Here is a 19,852-nt window from a genome sequence, read left to right on the forward strand (position 1 = left end):
ACGCGATCATGTTTTGAATAACGAAAGAACTACGATTTAAACCCAATGATGATGAATATTAGGAATCATCTTATTGGATAAAAAATACCCATACTTTGAGATCACATGCTTCATGCAGATATCGAGGTGTGGGCAGTCTTTTGTATTTTTTTGATTAGCTTTGGTCTGTCTTGATCACTTTTGCCAAAAGGTTCACCAACTCTGCATTTTGCAATTCAACTTGCTGTAATTTGTGAGTGGTTTGATCTAATACTTCTTGCTGGATATGCATTTTCTTTGCAAGATCTTGCATAATTTCCAAGGTCTTTTTCAGGTTGGCTTCTAAATGCACCACTTTTTCTTCAAGTGGCAAGGTTTCATGCGCGGTAGATTGCGATACGTCACGATTAAACTGTAGCCAAATTAAAAATATAACCGCCAGCGCCAATAATAAAATAAATCCCCAAAGTAACATCAACATCATGCTCAATACTCTTTATATATTTCTTTGACTTTCATCTTAAACAATAAATCGGCTGTGCTTGAATATTTTTTAAAGTTTTTCAATATTTTCAAGCCATATGTAGGTCATTAAGCATGATTTTTCATCTAATTTTAGAAAATAAAAAACACCTACAAGCTAGTAGATGTTTTCTATATTGGATAAGTTTGAATTTTTATAGAGAATGAAAACTTTCACATAAATCGAGCAAGCGGTTCGCATAACCCCATTCATTGTCATACCATGCGAAAACTTTTGCTTGTTTTCCTACCACCATGGTTTGATTCAAATCGACAATCAATGAATAAGGTGAATGATTAAAATCACTTGAGACCAAAGGTTCATCGGTTACTGACATAATTTCATGATAATCAAAACGTGCAGCTTTGCTTAACACTGCATTTAACTCATGCTTGGTGATAAGCGATTGGGACACAAAACTTAAATCGATTGCAGCAACATTGATAGTCGGTACACGAATCGAATAGCCATCGATTCGATCTTCCATTTTCGGCATGACCCGTTTCAATGCCCCTAGAGCTGAAGACGTCGTTGGAATAATATTTTGACCCGAAGCTCGCGCACGACGTAAGTCACGATGTGCATGATCCAATACAGACTGATCCGCAGTCACAGCATGAATTTCTGTCATGAGTGCTGTGTCTATACCAAAGGCATCATCAATAATTTTGACTAAAGGCACCAAAGCCTGCGTGGTACACGACACACTCGAAATAATTTGATCCGTCGCTTTGACTTCATGATGATTAACACCATACACAATCGCAGCATCAACACTGTCAAACGGCGCCGCACCAATAATCACACGTTTGGCACCTGCACCAATATGTTGTGTGGCTGCCTCTCGCGATCTAAATAAACCTGTGCATTCAAGTACCACATCGACATTCAGTTGCTGCCAAGGCAAAAGACTCGGCTGTGCTTCATTTAAAACTTGCACTTTGAGATGTGCTTGGGCACAAGAGATGTCTAGAAAAATAGCGCCATCTTGTTCAAGAATTTCGACTTGGCCTGCAAAACGACCATGCGTGGTGTCATATTTAAACAAATGCACCATGGTTTCCACATCAGCGACATCATTTATGGCAACAATTTCATAATGAAATTCTTTTGGATTTTCAAACCAAGCGCGTAATACATTGCGTCCGATTCGACCAAATCCATTAATTGCCACTCGCTGCATGACTTACCCTTCATTTTGAAACAGTTATAAAGCGCTTATATATTAAAGGATTTCAACAATAATTCGTAATCATTAATTCTCTTAATACTTATTAAAATGGGTGTTGAGTGAAAATATTCAAAATAGCTTTTCGACTTTATAATGAAGAAAAATATTCTATAGACCATAAATCACAATGATGAAGCAAACACTACAACCATTTTATTTGTTCTGGCAAAAGCTTAAACCTACAAAGCTCTTTTACGCTTCCATCTCAATATTTTTGATATTTTTATTAGGTTCAACCGAGACTACAGCGCAAATATATCAACACTGTTCATCAGCGGAGATACAAAAATTACAACGCCTATTCTCAGACAATAATTCCTCCAATGCCAATGAACCTGTATTTCAGGACTGCATTCAACTTCAGCATAGTCGTCGATTATTAGCCCTTTCTAGTAATGCGACTGACGTGATTCAGGACAATGCGGGCAATTATGATTTAAAGCTTTATCTTATAGATAAAGGCACATTTCAAGTACTAAAAGTATTTAAGTCACCTAAAGGCATTGTGCCTACGACACGTTTAGATAATGTTCAATTTGATCTCACCCCCTATGCAAAAGATCAGGACTTGGTGGGTATTGCTTTAAAACAATCGCACATAGGCGGTATTCATTCATCAAGACGATTGCTTTACCTTTATGCCATTCAAACTGATTCAAAAATTTTAGCTGTCTTAAATGGACTAATGACCAACTACAACAGCAGTACACAAAGTGCTTGTGATGACTGGAATACTGAAGAATTAAAGCGCACCTTGCACATCAGCAATCAAACCCATAAGGGCTTCCCTATTTTCTTAATCAAAGAGTCGAGCATTAGCAGCCATTACAATCACAAAAACTGCAAAGCGTCCGCTGAACATGACCAAGGTCGTTATCAGCTCAAATTTGATGGCAAGGAATACCCCATTCAACACATAAAAAAGACAGATCCTGACTTATAAGCTGATTAATTCACGCCTTTAAAATTTGAAAATGCGTTTAGGATTTAAGTAAAATTTCATCTTAAATTTAAAAATAAACCAAAGTACCATTGAGTAAAAACTGCCAAAATTTTCACAACCATAATGAAAATGAATCAATTCAAATGAATTATATAAAAAGTCATATAGTTCATTGAAAATCATTGGTCACTACACCTTTTTCCGTTATAATTTAGCGTTTTTAAATTTTATGTCAGCATCTCAAGCCAGCTTTAAAATTTTGTAAGACTTGCTTGATATGCTATTACCAAATCGAAATTAGGAGAGACTTGGTTGTGAGTACTCGTTTTATGACATCAGCTGAAATTCGCGAAGCTTTTTTAAGCTACTTTGAATCGCAAGGGCATACACGTGTCGCGTCGAGTTCTCTGGTACCTGCCAACGACCCAACACTATTGTTCACAAATGCTGGTATGAACCAGTTTAAAGACTGCTTCCTTGGTCTTGAAAAACGTGACTACGTTCGTGCAACTTCTTCACAAAAATGTGTCCGTGCCGGTGGTAAACACAACGACTTAGACAACGTTGGTTATACAGCACGTCACCACACATTCTTTGAAATGTTGGGTAACTTCTCATTTGGTGACTACTTCAAACGTGATGCCATCACATTTGCTTGGGATTTCTTAACCAACGAAAAATGGTTAGGTCTACCAAAAGATAAACTTTATGCCACTGTTTACCATACAGATGACGAAGCATTTGATATCTGGAACAAAGAAATTGGTCTAGACGCTTCACGAATTATCCGTATAGGTGACAACAAAGGCGAAAAATACGCTTCAGATAACTTCTGGGCAATGGGTGATACAGGTCCATGCGGTCCATGTTCTGAAATCTTCTTTGACCATGGCGACCATATTTGGGGTGGCTTACCGGGCACTCCTGAAGAAGATGGCGATCGTTTCATCGAAATTTGGAACAACGTATTCATGCAGTTCAACCGTACTGCTGATGGCGTACTGCATGCCCTTCCTGCACCTTCTGTAGATACAGGTATGGGCCTTGAGCGTATTTCTGCAGTTTTACAGCATGTAAACTCAAACTACGAAATTGATCTATTCCAAAACCTACTTAAAGCTGCTGCTGAAATTATTGGTTTAGATACCACTGAACTTGAAGCAAAAGCGCAAGCAGAAAACAAACCAGTTGAATACCCTGCTTCACTTAAAGTTGTGGCTGACCATGCACGTTCTTGCTGCTTCCTGATTGCAGACGGTGTTAACCCGTCTAACGAAGGCCGTGGCTATGTACTTCGCCGTATTATCCGTCGTGCAGTACGTCATGGTAACAAATTGGGTGCGACTGGTTCATTCTTCTACAAAATGTTGCAGCCGTTAATCGAAGTGATGGGTGCTGCTTATCCTGAACTTGCTGCTAACCAGGCACGTATCGAAGCACAGCTTTTGAAAGAAGAAGAACAATTCGCAAAAACTTTAGAGCAAGGTTTGAAATTGCTTGAAAGCGAATTGGCTCAACTTAAAGGTTCAGTGATTCCAGGCGAAACTGTATTTAAACTTTACGATACTTACGGCTTCCCGACTGACTTAACAGCAGACATTGCACGTGAACGTGATCTCACCATTGACGAAGCTGGTTTCGAAGTCGAAATGGCGGCTCAACGTCAACGTGCGCGTGATGCTGGTAAATTTGCTATCGACTACAACTCAATTGTCAAAGTTGAAGGCGAGACTCAATTTGACGGCTATGACGCAACTCAAGGCCAAGGTCAAATTGTTGCAATCTACAAAGATGGCGAACAAGTTGATGAAGTTTTTGAAGGTGACGAAGCGCTGATCGTTCTAAACCAAACTCCTTTCTATGCAGAAAGTGGCGGTCAAGTTGGCGATACAGGTATCTTCAAAAACGAAACTGGTATTTTTGAAGTTCAAGACACCAAAAAATCAGGCGGCGCTTTTGTACACCAAGGCATCGTGACCATGGGTAACTTAAAAGCAGCTCAAGCAGTTGAGGCTATTGTTAAAGCGGATATCCGTGAAGCAACTTCACGCAACCACTCTGCAACTCACCTATTACATGCAGCACTTCGCCAAGTTTTAGGTACGCACGTACAGCAAAAAGGTTCATTGGTTGCAAGCGAACTTTTACGTTTTGACTTTGCCAATGACCAACCTGTTTCATTTGAACAGCTTCAAGAAATTGAACGCATTGTCAATGCCGAAGTGATTGCCAATACTGCTGTTTCAACTGAACTTTTAGACATCGATGCGGCCAAAGAAAAAGGCGCAATGATGTTGTTCGGTGAGAAATACGGTGACGAAGTACGTGTACTTTCAATGGGTACAACCAAAGATGAGAAAAACTTCTCTATCGAACTTTGTGGTGGTATTCACGTAAAACGCACAGGTGACATCGGCCTATTCAAGATTACATCTGAAGGCGGTGTTGCTGCAGGCGTACGTCGTATTGAAGCCGTTACGGGTACTAAGGCAGTTGAAGCTGCGCAAAAAGCAGATCGTGACATTCATGCAATCAACGATTTGCTGAAAGCGCAAAAAGATCAAACTTTAGAAAAAGTTGAAGCTTTGTCTCACACAGCATCTAGCTTGCAAAAACAAATTGAACAATTGAACCAAAAATTGGCAAGCTTCCAAGCCGCTGAGTTATTGAGTCAAGTTCAAGAGATTGCTGGCCGTAAAACATTAATCACCACGGTTCAAGGTGTAGATGCGAAATCACTTCGCAACTTGCACGACGGTGTGAAATCTAAGTTAGACAATGCTGTGATCGTGATCGCAGCGGTTGATGCCGACAAAGTGAGCCTCATTGCTTCGGTTGCTAAAGAATACACTGCTGCTGTAAAAGCAGGTGACATCATCAAACACCTTGGTCAAGAACTTGGCGGTAAAGGTGGTGGTAAACCTGATATGGCTCAAGGTGGTGCGCCTTATAGCGACAAACTTGAAGCGGTAATGACTGACCTCGTTGCATGGTTAGCTGCAAAATAAGACCAAAAGTCCTATAGCTCAAAGTGACTCACCTCCTTTGAGCAAATCAACAGGTTTAAGCAGTGTGTTTTTTAATGCTGGATCCTGCTTAAACACTGTTGATGCGTGAAAGCGCAAACTCAATCATCATGTTGAAACCAATATTCAACCTCTGGCTAAATGATGAAAATGGAGTCTAAAAGGCTGGGTTCATGTGAATCCCCTGCAGACACAAAGTATCTATTTGAACTCCTCCTACCTTGGAGTTCATAAGCTACGTGGTATATTAAAATCGCGCCGAAGTGCGGTCTTAAAATATGTGTAAGTGCTTTAAGTCTTTAGACTTATTTACTTGGTAAGGATAGTTATGGCATTAATCGTTCAAAAATATGGCGGTACCTCAATGGGTACTCCAGAGCGCATTTTAAATGTTGCTCGTCGTGTAAAGCGTTGGCATGATCACGGTCACAAAGTTGTGGTTGTTGTATCTGCAATGAGTGGCGAAACCAATCGTCTACTTGCTTTAGCGAAAGCCATTACCGAAACCCCTGATCCACGCGAATTAGACCAAATGGTGTCTACGGGTGAACAGGTAACGATTTCTATGTTAGCAATGGCACTTAACTCTATTGGTGTTGAAGCTAAATCACTTACAGGCCGTCAAGTCGGTATTAAAACCGACAGCGCATTTACCAAGGCGCGTATTGAAGCGATTGATACGGATGTATTGACTTCAAACCTTGACGCTGGACGTGTCATTGTAGTGGCAGGTTTCCAAGGCTTTGATGCCGAAGGTAACACTACGACTCTAGGTCGTGGTGGTTCTGACACTTCGGGTGTTGCATTGGCCGCCGCACTTAAAGCTGATGAATGTCAGATTTACACAGACGTTGATGGTGTTTACACCACTGACCCTCGTGTCGCTCCAAAAGCGAAAAAAGTTGATCGTATTTCTTTTGAAGAAATGCTTGAAATGGCATCACTTGGTTCTAAAGTCCTTCAAATTCGTTCTGTAGAATTTGCCGGTAAATACCAAGTGCCTTTACGCGTATTATCAAGTTTTGATAATGACGATGATGGCGCATTCGACGAAAACTTTAAACAAAACGTCGGGACACTAATCACCACTGAAGCGGAAGACAACATGGAACAACCAATCATCTCAGGTATCGCGTTCAACCGTGATGAAGCTAAATTAACTATTCTTGGTGTACCGGATAAACCAGGTATCGCTTCAAACATCCTTTCACCAATTGGTGATGCCAATGTTGAAGTGGATATGATTATCCAAAACGTTGAAGAAGACGGCACAACTGATTTCACATTTACAGTTAACCGTAGTGAATTATCAAAAGCGAAAGCCATTCTTGAAGCGACTGCACAAGAAATTGGTGCACGTGAAGTTGCAACTCGCGCAGACATCGTTAAAGTATCGATTGTTGGTGTTGGTATGCGCTCACACGCAGGTGTTGCAAGCAAAATGTTTACTGCTCTTGCAAAAGAAGGCATTAATATTTTGATGATTTCGACTTCTGAAATCAAAATTTCAGTGATTATTGATGAGAAATACTTAGAGCTTGCTGTACGTGCTCTACACACTGCATTCGGTCTAGACCGTGAAACAGGTGAATCAAGCGCACGTGCTTAATTAACCTTGCTGTGTGTCAAAATTTGTCATTGTTAGACAGATTTTGAAAAACATCGTAAAAATTCAGAGCCACTATAGTTTTTTTTATAGTGGCTCTGTTATATTAAACCTGAGGATTTTAAAATTTACTCAGTTTGCGACTGTCACAATGATTGTTTCAGATGCACTGCTAAATTTTTTGCTTTTACAAGTTATGAATTTTACATAACAGATCATTTGCAGGTTTTGCATTTTGCAAGGAGAGAAACATGCTGATTCTGACTCGTCGTGTCGGAGAAACATTAATGATTGGAGACCAAGTTAGCGTGACTGTACTTGGTGTTAAAGGTAATCAGGTTCGTATTGGCGTGAATGCTCCAAAAGAAGTATCTGTTCATCGTGAAGAAATTTACCAACGAATTCAACATGAACGCGCAATGCACGAACATCTCCAAAACATTGATCAAGAATATCAGCCATCTTTTGAAGAAACTGATTATTCCCAAAATAACTATAATCGCTAAGATTTAAGTTGTTTAAATCATAAAGCGGCTCATTAGGCCGCTTTAAATTTATCTAGAACATGCTTTTACTATAGACGTTCAACTAAGCTTTATTACTACCCTTCTAGAACTTTACGTACGGGGCCAAAACTGCGGCGATGTTCATCAATCACCCCATACTGCGCAATCGCTTCGAAGTGCGCTTTGGTTGGATAGCCCTTGTGTTTCGCAAAACCATACTGTGGATATTTTGCATCTAGTTCAACCATTTCGTGGTCTCGAGTCACTTTTGCCAAAATACTCGCAGCCGAAATTTCAGGATGAATCGCATCACCACCTACGACAGCATCACAGCTCATCGCTAAACCGGTTGGGACTTTATTACCATCTACCAACACGTGTTCTGGCTGTACATTGAGTTTTTCCACTGCACGACGCATTGCAAGTAATGATGCTTGCAAAATATTGATCTCATCAATTTCTTGTGCGGAACTTTCAGCAATCGCCCAAGCCAAGGCTTTTTCTTGAATCTCAATAAATAACTTTTCACGTTTTTTTTCAGTGAGCTTTTTAGAATCGTTTAAACCTTCAATCGGGTTATTTGGATCTAAAATGACAGCTGCCGCAACAACCGAACCCACCAATGGACCGCGACCCGCTTCATCTGCACCAGCAATTTTCATATATCTCTCACTCAAAATAAAATACGACCCTTAATTTGAATTTGCTAATACTCAGCAATACCAATGTCTGGGTCGTATAAATTGTTCTAAATCTTAGTTTTTAAATGTTTCGATCACGCAAGAATTTAAAGTATTTGTCACAATTTTAGCCGCAAGATTTGCTTGTGAAGTTTTATCCATTGCTGCTACAACCAAATCCGTTGCAGTCACGCTAGTTGTCGCTTTCTCGCCTACACATGAACACACTTCAGTTTGTAGTTCAGATTTTTGAGTTTCTGTTAATAGTTTTGAACCTGTTTTCCAGTAGCTGTTGTTATTTAGCTCAGTCACGCATTTTGCTTGAACACCTACTTTAACAGCCATCATTGCCAAGCTGTTTGCTGAAGTTGTACCTGTAGATGTACTTGTACCTGTTGTACCAGTCGCAGCACATGCAGAAAGTACAAGCGCTAATGGCGCTAGAACAGCAACTAATTTTTTCACGAATATTTCCTTTGTTCTGTTAATTAACGCGCATATTGTGCCCCAAATCACACACCATCTGATATGACTATTTAAAATAAATTCGGTAGTTGTGTAGTTAATCATCAAAGCCTGTGTTGCATATTCACAACACAGTGTCCCGATTTTAAACGACGCATATTTTTGTGGTTTGTATTAGAATCTGCATAAGATTAGACGCTTAAATAATCAACATGAGCAATAACACACAATACTACACTCGAACAGCTCAGGTCTTACATTGGCTGATGGCGATCATATTCATCGTGGCATGGTTAATTGGCTTTTATAGTGGTAATTTTCTGAGTTATGACGTCGATGGCAGCTTTAAAGGGCAAGTCATTACCCTCCATAAAAATATTGCTACTACGATTATTTTTCTGGTGGTGATACGAATCTTTTGGCGCTATACCCACCCCGCTCCAGATTTACCTGACAACATGTCCTCCGGCATGAAAACCTTGGCACATTTGGGTCATTTAGCACTGTATTTTGTACTACTGGCTTTGCCGATCACAGGTTGCTTATTCAGTTGGAGTGCAGGTCACCCTGCTCCCGTATTGTATTTGTTTGAAATACCACGCTTGGTACAAGATAATTCTGAATTATTAGCCATCGTGAAACCATTACATATTTGGATTTCTTGGGCAGCAGGCTTTCTCTTAGTGGGTCATATTTTGGCAGCGCTGAAACATCATTTTATAGATAAAGACCATGTGCTCAAAAGCATGACACAACAACCAAAACTTAAATAGAGACAAAATAAAAGCCACATCATGTGGCTTTTATTTTAAGCATTATCTTTTAATTCAGTACTTGCTGAGCACAACCGCGCATACTATTCAAAACAGCTTTAGAAATCAGTTTATTCTTTTCAGTTTCATTCACTGCAGCAGTCATCAGATCTTTCGCACCGATATCATCCATAGCATGCTCACTCACGCACTGACAAATCGCAGCTTGATTGTCTTTTTTCTGTTGAGCACTCATAAACAACGCAGCACCTTTCCAAATTTTAGAACTATTTAACTCTTGCGAGCATTGATATTCAATCACGGGCTTTAGCATACGCTGACTTAAACTTGATTTATCTGCACTAGCAGCGGATGAAATCAATACTGCGGCTAAAAATGTAATCGATGAGGCAAATATAGAGCGATTTGAATGAGAGAAAAGCATGATTTAAACATAAAAAAGGCAGTGAATATTCACTGCCTGAGATTATACGCTGATTATTAATTCAACGCTTCAATCTTTTTAATCCAAGTTTGTTTTTCCGCATCTGAAATAAATGATGCTTCAAAAGAGTTAATTGCCAGTTGCTTTAACTCTGCATTGCTTAAATCAAGTGCTTTGGTGATCGCAATAAAGTTATCATTCATATAGCCACCAAAATAAGATGGATCATCTGAATTGACGGTCACATGCACACCTTGTTGCAATAGTCGGCGAATATTATGATCAGCCATATCATTCACAACACAAAGTTTTAAATTACTCAGCGGGCAAACTGTTAATGGCATTTTCTCTGCAATTAAACGCTGCATTAAGACAGGATCTTCTTCTGAACGTACACCATGGTCAACACGATTTACTTTCAGTAGATCCAAGGCTTCCCATACGTATTCTGCTGGACCTTCTTCCCCTGCATGCGCAACAATAAGAAAACCTGCTTCACGTGCTTTGGCAAAAACACGTTCAAATTTTGATGGCGGATGCCCCACTTCACTCGAATCTAAACCGACACCAATAATTTGATCTTTATATGGCAAAGCCTGTTCTAGAGTTGAAAATGCTGCATCTTCAGATAAATGACGTAAGAAACACATAATCAGATGTGAGCTAATGCCCAGTTTTACTTTGGCATCATTACAAGCGCGTTGTAAGCCATTCAAAACAGTTTCAAAAGCAACGCCACGATCTGTATGAGTTTGTGGGTCGAAGAACATTTCAGTATGAACCACATGATCTTCTGCACATTTTTCTAAATATGCCCATGCTAAATCATAAAAATCTTGCTCATGAATCAGTACATTTGCACCTGCATAATAAATGTCTAAAAAAGACTGTAAATTATGAAAGTTATACGCTTCTTTTAATTCTTTGACTGACTGATAAGGAATTGCAATATTGTTGCGTTGGGCAATTGCAAACATGAGTTCAGGCTCAAATGTCCCTTCAATATGCACATGTAGCTCTGCTTTTGGCAAAGCGCGAATCAGCTCAAGTTGATCCATCTTTTATCCTCATAAAAATAAAAAAGGGTGCAAACTGAGTTTACACCCTTTCGCTATTTGACAGTATTAACCGCCAAATGCAGCAAATTTTAATGCCCAAAGTGCAGCAATAATCCAGACCATATATGGTACAGTTTTCGCTTTACCTGTCAGCAATTTAACTAATGCATAGCTAATGAAGCCCATTGCAATACCGTCTGCAATTGAATACGTAAACGGCATAAATACAATTGTTAAAAATGCTGGGACTGCTTCAGTAATATCATCCCATTCAATATGAACGATACCTTGAATCATCAATACTCCAACAAACAACAATGCTGGCGCAGTTGCAAAACTTGGTACTGACTGAGCAAGTGGTGCTAAGAACAATGCCAAAATAAACAATACAGCAACTACAACTGCAGTTAAACCTGTACGACCACCGGCAGCAACACCTGCTGATGATTCAATATAAGGCGTAGTCGAAGACGTACCCAATGCCGCACCCGCAACAATTGCAGATGAGTCTGCAAATAATGCTTTCTTCAAACGTGGTAATTTACCATCTTTTAATAAGCCTGCACGGTGTGATACACCGACCAATGTACCTGTAGAGTCAAATAAATCGACCAAGAAGAATACAAAGATCACGCCAATCAAACTTGCGGTGAATAGACCTTCGAAGTTCATTTGCATGAATGTTGGAGCGATTGAAGGAATAGCACCTACAACACCTTTAAATTCGTTGAAGCCCAGCAGGGTTGAAATTGCAGTAATCACCAAAATACTGATGATGATTGCACCACGTACTTTAAAGTGATGCATAACCACAACCATCAAGAAGCCAAGTAAAGCTAACAAGACAGACGGCTGTTTTAAATCACCCAGACTAACCAATGTTGCAGGGTTATCAACAATAATGCCGGCATTTTTCAAAGAAACCAGCGCAAGGAATAAACCAATACCGCCTCCGATCGCCAGTTTAAGCGACATTGGAATCGCATTGACAATCGCTTCACGGATTTTGAACATGCTGATAGCGATAAAAACAAGGCCAGAGACAAATACAGCTGCTAAAGCAGTTTGCCATTCCACGCCCATACCCAAACATACAGAATAGGTAAAGTAAGCGTTTAAACCCATACCGGGTGCTAAGGCAATTGGATAGTTAGCAACAAGACCCATCACCAAACAGCCAATGGCTGCTGCTAAACAGGTTGCGACAAAAACAGCGCCATGATCCATACCCGTTTCGGACAAAATCATTGGATTGACAATAATGATGTAACACATTGTCAAGAAAGTAGTTACACCTGCAATGACTTCTGTTTTGAAACTGGTTTTGTTTTCGCTCAGTTTAAACAGACGTTCAAGCATGTTCTCGGAAGATGGATTAGGAGTCGTCATGACCTAGCCCCTATGAAGTAAACTTTATGCATATAAGCATTCCACAAAATTAATCATGTCATGTATTCATCATTAATTTTGTGTATGCCTAAGCAACGAATATGCCAATTCGGCAGATTGTAGGCTTTAAAAAATCCTATTTTCAACAGCATACAACACGGTACAAATGTTGAAATTTGCAAACAAAAAAGCTGCATAAACTTATGCAGCTCCTCTATTTATGTCATTTAATTCGTATTTAATATCAATAAATACTGATCAAATTAATTTCGGCAAATTATAACACATTGATTTTTTAATGTTTCCAAATTTTCATCGCTTTTCAATTTAGTAAATTTAAGACATTGTTTTCTTTAAAAAGTTTCAAATTATTATATATAAAAATAAAATATCAAGATTTAGACGAAGACTTCAAGACCATGCTTGAGCTCAATGCAAAAGCAGCAAGATTGATTTTTTTTAGCGCATATAAGGTGATGCGCTCAAATCATCATTAAACACCTGATTAATTTCTTGCTGTCGCTTTAACTCTACATTCTTATAAACACTAAACCCTAAAAACACAATGCTGAGTATAAAAATTGGTATCAGTATTTTTTTCATAACAAAATTTTATTCATGTTTAAATATTTAGCTATAATAACAAAAAACTTAAACAAAAAAGTGATGTATTTCACAATTTTATATCTTATTAAGTCATTTAATAAGCTATTTGTTCGATCAATGTTAAATTTGTAATATGTTTTAGACTGATAGACAAGATCATTAGTGAATGATTTTTCGAATCCTTCTTCTAAAAAAACCTTAAATCATAGATCATTTCACCTAAGAAATTTAAAGCACGATCAATTTCACAGGCCCACCGTTACATCCCGAGTGAAGAAGATAAAAAAGCCGCTGACTTAAAAACAGCGGCTATTCATATTTTTTACAGATTCAAAATTTTCAATCTTGAACTTAAGCGGCTTGTTGCTCATCTCGCTTAAAGACCAATTCGCCCTTTAAGCTACTCTCAGCATCGAAATAATATCCATCGGTATTAAACGACTTGATATCTTCAATACGTTCAATTTTATTTTCCAACAAATATCGCGCCATTAGGCCACGTGCTTTTTTGGCATAGAAGCTGATGACTTTATATTTGCCGTTCTTTTGATCGAGAAAAACTGGCTTGATGATTTCGGCTTTAATTTTTGATTCTTTGACCGACTTATAGTATTCATCTGAAGCAATGTTGACCAAAAGTTCAGAGCCGGCTTTTTCCAAATCGTCATTGATGAGATTGGTGATGGTATTGTCCCAAAACTCGTATAGGTTATGTCCACGTGGATTTTGCAGCTTGGTCCCCATCTCTAAACGATATGGCATCATTAAATCCAGTGGACGCAATAAACCATAGAGACCTGAGAGCATACGCAAATGGGTTTGTGCATATTCAAGGTCTGAGTTTGTAAGTTTATAAGCATCTAAACCGGTATATACATCACCTTTAAAGGCAAATATTGCTTGGCGTGCATTGGCAAAATCAAAATCAGGCTGCCAATCTCGGAAGCGCTCAACATTTAAAGTCGCAATTTTCTCACTGACACTCATCAAGCTTGAAATTTCACTTACCGACAATTTACGTGCGACTGAGATTAATTCCTCAGAATGATCTAATAGCCGTGGTTGAGTGAATTTTTCAGTCGGTAAAGCGGTTTCGTAATCTAAAGTTTTTGCTGGAGAAATTAAAGCGAGCATAAACATCCTGATTAATTTTTAATTAAACAAACTATAACAGTAGAGTATTTTCAAATCCAATCTGTGTTTTTGATAAACATAATCTGTAAACTATGCGACTCTCCCGCTTTCACATTTTAGTCATTATGTCAGAACAACTGTTCATTCAAGGGCCTGTTGGTCAGCTTGAAATTTTTGTTGATTATCCACAGGGTGAAGTGAAAGGATTCGCGGTAGTTACACACCCTCACCCATTGCAAGGTGGCACACCACAGCACAAAGTACCTGTGCTTTTAGCGCAAATGTTCTTAGAACGTGGCTATGTTGTCTATCGCCCAAGTTTCCGCGGCTCTGGCCAAAGTGCAGGAATACATGACGAAGGCAATGGTGAAACTAAAGACACTATGCAAGTCATTGAATTTGCTCGCAACCAACATCCGAACCTGCCATTTTATGCAGGCGGTTTTAGTTTTGGTGCAAATGTCATGACTAAATGCTATGCCCTATTGCCAGTGGAGTTACAGCCTGTACAGACTATTTTATGCGGCTTACCAACCACAACAGTTGCAGGTGTACGTCACTATGTGACACCGCATATTAAGGGTGATATTTTATTTATTCATGGTGAAGAAGATAATGTCACACTGTTATCTGACTTGATTCAGTGGGCCAAACCACAGCGCCATTTAATCACGGTTTTGCCAGGTGCAAACCACTTCTTTACGGGTTATCTCAAACAGCTTCGTATTGCGATTTCACGCTTTTTAGTATAAACAATACCAAAAATGAGTCAGCTTAACTGGCTCATTTTTTTGCCTAGTGACCGCTCTATTCCCCACCAATATTTCAGATAAATTCACCTACAGCACTTCGATTTATCCATTTTTTTGCATTAGTGATCACAATTCGTTCAATATGTAATGACTTAAGCCGATGCTCGTTTAATTTTGATTATGCCTCAATTTTTTATCTAAAAACCAATTATTTACTTGTTTAAATAATCAACTACAGAAATAATACCCAGAAAAATTAAGATAAAATTTAGAGGGAAAAATGAAATTTATTGTTGCTGTGATTTTAAGTCTAAGCATTGCAGCTTTGGTCTATTATTTTAATTCACTCCCATCCACAACGACAAATTTGCCAGCGTCTACGGTTGCTGCGAACGATGGTCCCAAAGCCTATTTGACTGCGTCATACAAGATGAATGTCGATGGTCGTGATTTTAGCTTAAAAATGGTCTACGACTTTCCCAACAGCCAAGTGTGTGAAGCCCAACTCAACAGCACTGACACCATGAATATGATTTCAACCTTTAAGCAACGCTGTTCAAGTGACTCGGTGTGTAAAGAAGCTGAAATTTCGTCTTGTTCATCTTTTACCGATCAAAAATATAAAGATATGCTCGATAAAAACTATCATGACACTCATTATATTTATCTTAGCGATAGCAAATTGACTGATCAACGTGGTGTGATCGTGTTTTGGGGACTTAATGAACAAGAGTCAGAAAAAATGTGTGACTATGTGAAAAAGAGCAATCGAACTATTAATCCTATCAATATTGAATGTCTATAACGTTGTTCGATACATTCCGTTAAAAAATAAAAAAGCAGCACTATGCTGCTTTTTTATAGATGATTTTTAATTCAATTTTTCAGTTCATTTCGTCATTTGTTTCCATTGAAACTCACTATACGAGTCTTCTTCTTTTAAACTGTTTTCGACCGCTTGAGCCAATTGGTTCAATAGACTTTGCTCAGTAATACGATCTAACCAATCTTGGTCTTCATCTGGATAAGAGGTAATTTCACAGACTAGACGACCTGATTCATCCTGCCCCTGACATGTCACTGAAAGTGGCAATTCATGTTGATCGACACTGACTGCAATCTGATCACCACTTTGCGATAACGTTTGAAAGCCATAACGCTCTAATTTATTTGCCAATAATTCAGCAACCTGAGTTTGCGTATCAGCACTGCTTTCAACTCGATTTGAATCGCTATGGGCGGTGAATTGTAGTTTTCTCATGTATCTATCCAAAGACATTCTTGTTGTATGGTTTTAGCATAAGCAATTAAAACCAAACAGCCAAGCATTTGCTTGGCTGTTGTTGAATAAATATACAAATTTAGTGAATTATTTATTCACTTACCGCAATCGTTAAACCGGCTTGAGTTGCTAGCTCTGTAAATGTCGGGAAGCTGGTCGCAACAGTTTCTGTACCCACGATATTAATTTCACCCGAAGTACGTAAACCTGCCATTGAGAAGCTCATTGCAATACGGTGGTCATGATGTGATTCGATTTGACCACCTGTGAAGATTGCACCCCACTCACCCGCTTTGCCTTGACCTTCAATGATAATGCCGTCCTCAGTTGGCGTACAATCGATACCCATAATTTTTAGGCCATCTGCCATCACTTGAATACGATCCGACTCTTTCACTCGAAGTTCAGCTGCACCAGTCAAAATGGTTTGACCCTCTGCACATGCAGCAGCAATAAATAACGCTGGGAATTCATCAATCGCCAATGGCACTTGATCTTCTGGCATATGAATGCCTTTGAGTGTACGTGAACCACGAATACGAATATCTGCAATCGGCTCACCGCCAGCGATACGTTCATTTTCAACAGTCAGGTCAGCACCCATCTGTTTTAAAATTTCGATTACACCTGTACGTGTTGGATTAATGCCGACCGCTTCAAGTGTGACATCTGAACCTTCAGTAATCGCTGCACCCACCATAAAGAATGCTGCAGATGAAATGTCAGAGGGTACTTGGATATCCGTACCGACTAACTTGCCACCACCTTGAAGTGAAATGCGGTTGCCTTCTGTTTTCACGTCATAACCAAATGCACGAAGCATACGCTCTGAATGGTCACGTGTCGGTTCTGGCTCAGTGACAACCGTCTCACCTTCCGCCCAAAGACCTGCCAACAAAATACCAGATTTTACTTGTGCAGATGCCATTGGTAAGTCGTAGTGAATACCTTTAAGGTTTTGACTTCCAGAAATAGACACGGGCGGCGTACCACGCTCACCTGTAGTTTGAATTTGCGCACCCATTTCACGTAATGGTTTTGCAATACGTTCCATTGGACGTTTTGATAATGACGCATCACCCGTCATCACCGAATCAAACTTTTGTGCCGACAACATGCCTGAAAGCAAACGCATTGAAGTGCCTGAGTTACCCATATACAAAGCGCCTGCAGGTGCTTTTAAACCATGCATACCTACACCATGAATGGTGACTTCGCCGTTTTTAGGGCCTTCAATACTTACACCCATATCGCGGAATGCTTGAAGGGTTGCCAAGGCATCTTCACCTTCAAGGAAACCAGTGACATGCGTTGTGCCTTCTGCAATAGCACCAAACATGATAGAGCGATGTGACACAGATTTATCACCTGGCACAGTAAATTTACCTTGGAATTGCTTTGGACCCGGTAAAATTTTGAATTGCTGTGTCGTCACTTTATTTTTCTCCATCAGTGGTTTCTTTGCGAGCATGTGATTGAAATGTTGGCGTGCCGCTTGTGCATGCCCCAACAGTCCCATCAACGCTTGTGAATTTTCATCTTCAATCAGTTTGCGAAGAATAGCCAATTGTTTTTCAAAGCCATCTACCGCATTTAAAATTGCCTTTTTATTGGCAAAAAAGATGTCATGCCACATATGTGGGTCGCTTGCAGCAATACGTGAAAAATCACGAAAACCGCCAGCGGCATAACGGAAAATATCTAAATTGTCTTCTCGGTTCGCAAGTTGCTCAACCAAGTTAAATGCCATCAAATGCGGAAGATGACTGGTATGGGCCAACACTTCGTCGTGTTTTTCCACATCCATGCAAATCACTTCCGCTTTGGCAGCTTGCCACAATTGAATCAGTTTCTCTACAGCCCAATCTGCACTGCTTGGTAAAGGTGTCAAAATCACTTTGTGATTAGCAAATAAATCCACTTTACCGGCATGCACACCTGTTAGTTCAGCCCCAGCAATCGGATGCCCCGGTACAAAACCAGCAGGTAATTGCTCACCATAGACTGCTTTCGCTGCATCAACGACATTGCCTTTGGTACTCCCAACATCGGTAATAATCGTCTGTTCGGATAGATAAGGTTTGATCACCTCAAGGACTTTTTGTGTCGCACGTACAGGTAAAGCCAAGACAACGAGATCTGCACCTTTGACCGCTTCAGCAGGATCGCTATAACCCTGCTGAATAAGTCCTAAAGCTTTTGCATCTTCTAGAGTTTTTTGTGAACGCGTAGACGCCACAATTTCCTTAGCCAACCCTTCAGCAATCATGACACGAGCTAGGCTTGAGCCAATTAGCCCAAGCCCAATAAAAGCAACTTTTTCAAATAGTGGTACAGACATGACTTAAGCTTTAGCCTCTAAGCCCAAAACTTTAGCCAATGCAGCTAAGAATTTAGCATTTTCAGCTTCAGTCCCAATTGATACACGTAAATGCTCAGGGATACCAACTGGACGAACAATCACACCTTCTTTTAATAAAGCATTGAACGTCTGTGCAGGATCTGCTTTTACATTTACTAAAATGAAGTTCGCACGTGAAGGCACATACGCTAAACCTAAAGCATCAAAGCCTGACTCAAGTTGAGCCATACCCGCTTTGTTCACTACGCGTGATTTTTCAATAAATGCTTCATCTTTAAGTGCAGCAACTGCAGCCACCATCGCAAGATGGTTCACGTTAAATGGTTGACGAATACGATTGAGGAAATCCGTCACTTCAACTGAAGCCAAAGCAAACCCAACACGTAGTGCAGCCAAGCCATAGCATTTTGACATGGTACGGCTAACGATTAAGTTTGCGTATTGATCTAAGAATTTCAAGCTGTTGAAGTTTTCTGGGAAATATTCCACATAAGCTTCATCTAAAACCACGATCACATTTGCAGGTACTTTTTGCATGAACGCTTCAAATTCAGCTTCTTCAAACCATGTACCTGTTGGATTATTTGGGTTCGCAATAAAAATCAATTTAGTATTGTCTTTAATTGCCGCAGCCATTGCATCTAGGTCATGTGAAAAACCTTTTGCAGGCACTTCAATCGCTTCAGCATTAATTGCTTGTGTCACCAGACCATACACAGCAAATGCGTGTTGGCTATACACCACAGAGTCTTGCTCTGAAACAAAAGCACGAGCGAAAATTTCTAGAAGATCGTTTGAACCATTACCTAACGTAATGCGGTCATGTGCAATACCAAATTGTTTTTCAATTTGGTCTTTCAAAATAAAACCGCCACCATCCGGATATCGACCAATTTCTGCAAGTTCAGCAGCAACCGCTTCTTTCACTTTGTCAGAACAACCCAATGGGTTTTCATTTGATGCGAGTTTTACGATATCTGTAATACCCAACTCACGCTCAAGTTCACTAATTGGTTTACCTGGTTGGTAAGGCTTTAGCTTTGCAATGCCTTCATTGGCTGGGACAAACGTCATTTTACACTTCCAGTTTTTTCAAATGATGAAGGTGATCAA

At 39.6% G+C, this 19,852-nt stretch carries 18 protein-coding genes; 7 read left to right on the plus strand and 11 right to left on the minus strand.

Annotated features, from left to right (window positions below; genetic code table 11):
• Window positions 1-154: 154 nt before the first annotated feature.
• Window positions 155-457: a hypothetical protein gene (locus tag FTU75_RS05180; protein WP_078194432.1), complete on the minus strand. Its 303-nt coding sequence runs from the start codon at window positions 455-457 to the stop codon at window positions 155-157.
• A gap of 199 nt (window positions 458-656) precedes the next feature.
• Window positions 657-1,685, minus strand: a complete 1,029-nt coding sequence (locus FTU75_RS05185) for a type I glyceraldehyde-3-phosphate dehydrogenase (RefSeq protein WP_180023959.1) — start codon at window positions 1,683-1,685, stop codon at window positions 657-659.
• 175 nt (window positions 1,686-1,860) lie between these two features.
• Between FTU75_RS05185 and FTU75_RS05190 the strand changes: the two genes are divergently transcribed.
• From FTU75_RS05190 to csrA, 4 genes are all read left to right on the plus strand, one after another.
• Window positions 1,861-2,676, plus strand: a complete 816-nt coding sequence (locus tag FTU75_RS05190; protein ID WP_180115319.1) for a hypothetical protein — start codon at window positions 1,861-1,863, stop codon at window positions 2,674-2,676.
• A 314-nt stretch (window positions 2,677-2,990) separates the two neighbouring features.
• Complete coding sequence (gene alaS, locus FTU75_RS05195; RefSeq protein ID WP_171263822.1) at window positions 2,991-5,684, plus strand: alanine--tRNA ligase; 2,694 nt, start codon at window positions 2,991-2,993, stop codon at window positions 5,682-5,684.
• Between the two features lie 346 nt (window positions 5,685-6,030).
• The gene (locus FTU75_RS05200) at window positions 6,031-7,311 is read left to right on the plus strand and encodes an aspartate kinase (RefSeq protein ID WP_078194395.1); all 1,281 of its coding nucleotides are present in this window, start codon (window positions 6,031-6,033) and stop codon (window positions 7,309-7,311) included.
• 248 nt (window positions 7,312-7,559) lie between these two features.
• On the plus strand, window positions 7,560-7,814 hold the full coding sequence (csrA, locus tag FTU75_RS05205; protein ID WP_078189080.1) for a carbon storage regulator CsrA: 255 nt from the start codon (window positions 7,560-7,562) through the stop codon (window positions 7,812-7,814).
• A gap of 95 nt (window positions 7,815-7,909) precedes the next feature.
• Here the strand turns inward: csrA and rnhB are convergent, their stop codons facing one another.
• Both rnhB and FTU75_RS05215 read right to left on the minus strand, forming a co-directional pair.
• A complete protein-coding gene (rnhB, locus tag FTU75_RS05210) occupies window positions 7,910-8,476 on the minus strand; it encodes a ribonuclease HII (RefSeq protein WP_180115320.1) in 567 nt (188 codons plus the stop codon).
• A 93-nt stretch (window positions 8,477-8,569) separates the two neighbouring features.
• Complete coding sequence (locus FTU75_RS05215; RefSeq protein WP_180115321.1) at window positions 8,570-8,959, minus strand: hypothetical protein; 390 nt, start codon at window positions 8,957-8,959, stop codon at window positions 8,570-8,572.
• 212 nt (window positions 8,960-9,171) lie between these two features.
• Here FTU75_RS05215 and FTU75_RS05220 point away from each other — a divergent pair, with 212 nt between their 5' ends.
• Complete coding sequence (locus FTU75_RS05220) at window positions 9,172-9,732, plus strand: cytochrome b (protein ID WP_180115322.1); 561 nt, start codon at window positions 9,172-9,174, stop codon at window positions 9,730-9,732.
• A 49-nt stretch (window positions 9,733-9,781) separates the two neighbouring features.
• On the opposite strand, the gene FTU75_RS05225 is transcribed toward FTU75_RS05220, so the two are convergent.
• From FTU75_RS05225 to yaaA, 4 genes are all read right to left on the minus strand, one after another.
• The gene (locus FTU75_RS05225) at window positions 9,782-10,156 is read right to left on the minus strand and encodes a hypothetical protein (RefSeq protein ID WP_111885321.1); all 375 of its coding nucleotides are present in this window, start codon (window positions 10,154-10,156) and stop codon (window positions 9,782-9,784) included.
• Window positions 10,157-10,212: 56 nt separating this feature from the next.
• A complete protein-coding gene (locus FTU75_RS05230; protein WP_180115323.1) occupies window positions 10,213-11,214 on the minus strand; it encodes an adenosine deaminase in 1,002 nt (333 codons plus the stop codon).
• 66 nt (window positions 11,215-11,280) lie between these two features.
• The gene (locus FTU75_RS05235) at window positions 11,281-12,603 is read right to left on the minus strand and encodes an NCS2 family permease (protein WP_180115324.1); all 1,323 of its coding nucleotides are present in this window, start codon (window positions 12,601-12,603) and stop codon (window positions 11,281-11,283) included.
• A 957-nt stretch (window positions 12,604-13,560) separates the two neighbouring features.
• Window positions 13,561-14,343: a peroxide stress protein YaaA gene (gene yaaA, locus FTU75_RS05240; protein WP_180115325.1), complete on the minus strand. Its 783-nt coding sequence runs from the start codon at window positions 14,341-14,343 to the stop codon at window positions 13,561-13,563.
• Between the two features lie 125 nt (window positions 14,344-14,468).
• Between yaaA and FTU75_RS05245 the strand changes: the two genes are divergently transcribed.
• A complete protein-coding gene (locus tag FTU75_RS05245; RefSeq protein WP_111885325.1) occupies window positions 14,469-15,095 on the plus strand; it encodes an alpha/beta hydrolase in 627 nt (208 codons plus the stop codon).
• A 280-nt stretch (window positions 15,096-15,375) separates the two neighbouring features.
• Complete coding sequence (locus FTU75_RS05250) at window positions 15,376-15,900, plus strand: hypothetical protein (protein ID WP_180115326.1); 525 nt, start codon at window positions 15,376-15,378, stop codon at window positions 15,898-15,900.
• A gap of 84 nt (window positions 15,901-15,984) precedes the next feature.
• Here the strand turns inward: FTU75_RS05250 and FTU75_RS05255 are convergent, their stop codons facing one another.
• From FTU75_RS05255 to hisC, 3 genes are all read right to left on the minus strand, one after another.
• The gene (locus FTU75_RS05255; protein ID WP_078194409.1) at window positions 15,985-16,356 is read right to left on the minus strand and encodes a hypothetical protein; all 372 of its coding nucleotides are present in this window, start codon (window positions 16,354-16,356) and stop codon (window positions 15,985-15,987) included.
• A 112-nt stretch (window positions 16,357-16,468) separates the two neighbouring features.
• Window positions 16,469-18,718: a bifunctional prephenate dehydrogenase/3-phosphoshikimate 1-carboxyvinyltransferase gene (locus tag FTU75_RS05260; protein WP_180115327.1), complete on the minus strand. Its 2,250-nt coding sequence runs from the start codon at window positions 18,716-18,718 to the stop codon at window positions 16,469-16,471.
• Between the two features lie 3 nt (window positions 18,719-18,721).
• A complete protein-coding gene (hisC, locus tag FTU75_RS05265) occupies window positions 18,722-19,813 on the minus strand; it encodes a histidinol-phosphate transaminase (RefSeq protein ID WP_180115328.1) in 1,092 nt (363 codons plus the stop codon).
• Window positions 19,814-19,852: the final 39 nt, after the last annotated feature.

Source organism: Acinetobacter sp. YH12140 (assembly GCF_013418475.1).
GTDB lineage: Bacteria > Pseudomonadota > Gammaproteobacteria > Pseudomonadales > Moraxellaceae > Acinetobacter > Acinetobacter amyesii.

What these genes read in the sequence shown, in the direction of transcription:
- FTU75_RS05255 (WP_078194409.1), bottom strand. Translation starts at nt 16,356, where the DNA reads ATGAGAAAACTACAATTCACCGCCCATAGCGATTCAAATCGAGTTGAA.
- rnhB (WP_180115320.1), bottom strand. Translation starts at nt 8,476, where the DNA reads ATGAAAATTGCTGGTGCAGATGAAGCGGGTCGCGGTCCATTGGTGGGT.
- yaaA (WP_180115325.1), bottom strand. Translation starts at nt 14,343, where the DNA reads ATGCTCGCTTTAATTTCTCCAGCAAAAACTTTAGATTACGAAACCGCT.
- FTU75_RS05260 (WP_180115327.1), bottom strand. Translation starts at nt 18,718, where the DNA reads ATGTCTGTACCACTATTTGAAAAAGTTGCTTTTATTGGGCTTGGGCTA.
- hisC (WP_180115328.1), bottom strand. Translation starts at nt 19,813, where the DNA reads ATGACGTTTGTCCCAGCCAATGAAGGCATTGCAAAGCTAAAGCCTTAC.
- FTU75_RS05190 (WP_180115319.1), top strand. Translation starts at nt 1,861, where the DNA reads ATGATGAAGCAAACACTACAACCATTTTATTTGTTCTGGCAAAAGCTT.
- FTU75_RS05235 (WP_180115324.1), bottom strand. Translation starts at nt 12,603, where the DNA reads ATGACGACTCCTAATCCATCTTCCGAGAACATGCTTGAACGTCTGTTT.
- FTU75_RS05220 (WP_180115322.1), top strand. Translation starts at nt 9,172, where the DNA reads ATGAGCAATAACACACAATACTACACTCGAACAGCTCAGGTCTTACAT.
- FTU75_RS05230 (WP_180115323.1), bottom strand. Translation starts at nt 11,214, where the DNA reads ATGGATCAACTTGAGCTGATTCGCGCTTTGCCAAAAGCAGAGCTACAT.
- FTU75_RS05200 (WP_078194395.1), top strand. Translation starts at nt 6,031, where the DNA reads ATGGCATTAATCGTTCAAAAATATGGCGGTACCTCAATGGGTACTCCA.
- FTU75_RS05185 (WP_180023959.1), bottom strand. Translation starts at nt 1,685, where the DNA reads ATGCAGCGAGTGGCAATTAATGGATTTGGTCGAATCGGACGCAATGTA.
- FTU75_RS05250 (WP_180115326.1), top strand. Translation starts at nt 15,376, where the DNA reads ATGAAATTTATTGTTGCTGTGATTTTAAGTCTAAGCATTGCAGCTTTG.
- FTU75_RS05225 (WP_111885321.1), bottom strand. Translation starts at nt 10,156, where the DNA reads ATGCTTTTCTCTCATTCAAATCGCTCTATATTTGCCTCATCGATTACA.
- csrA (WP_078189080.1), top strand. Translation starts at nt 7,560, where the DNA reads ATGCTGATTCTGACTCGTCGTGTCGGAGAAACATTAATGATTGGAGAC.
- FTU75_RS05245 (WP_111885325.1), top strand. Translation starts at nt 14,469, where the DNA reads ATGTCAGAACAACTGTTCATTCAAGGGCCTGTTGGTCAGCTTGAAATT.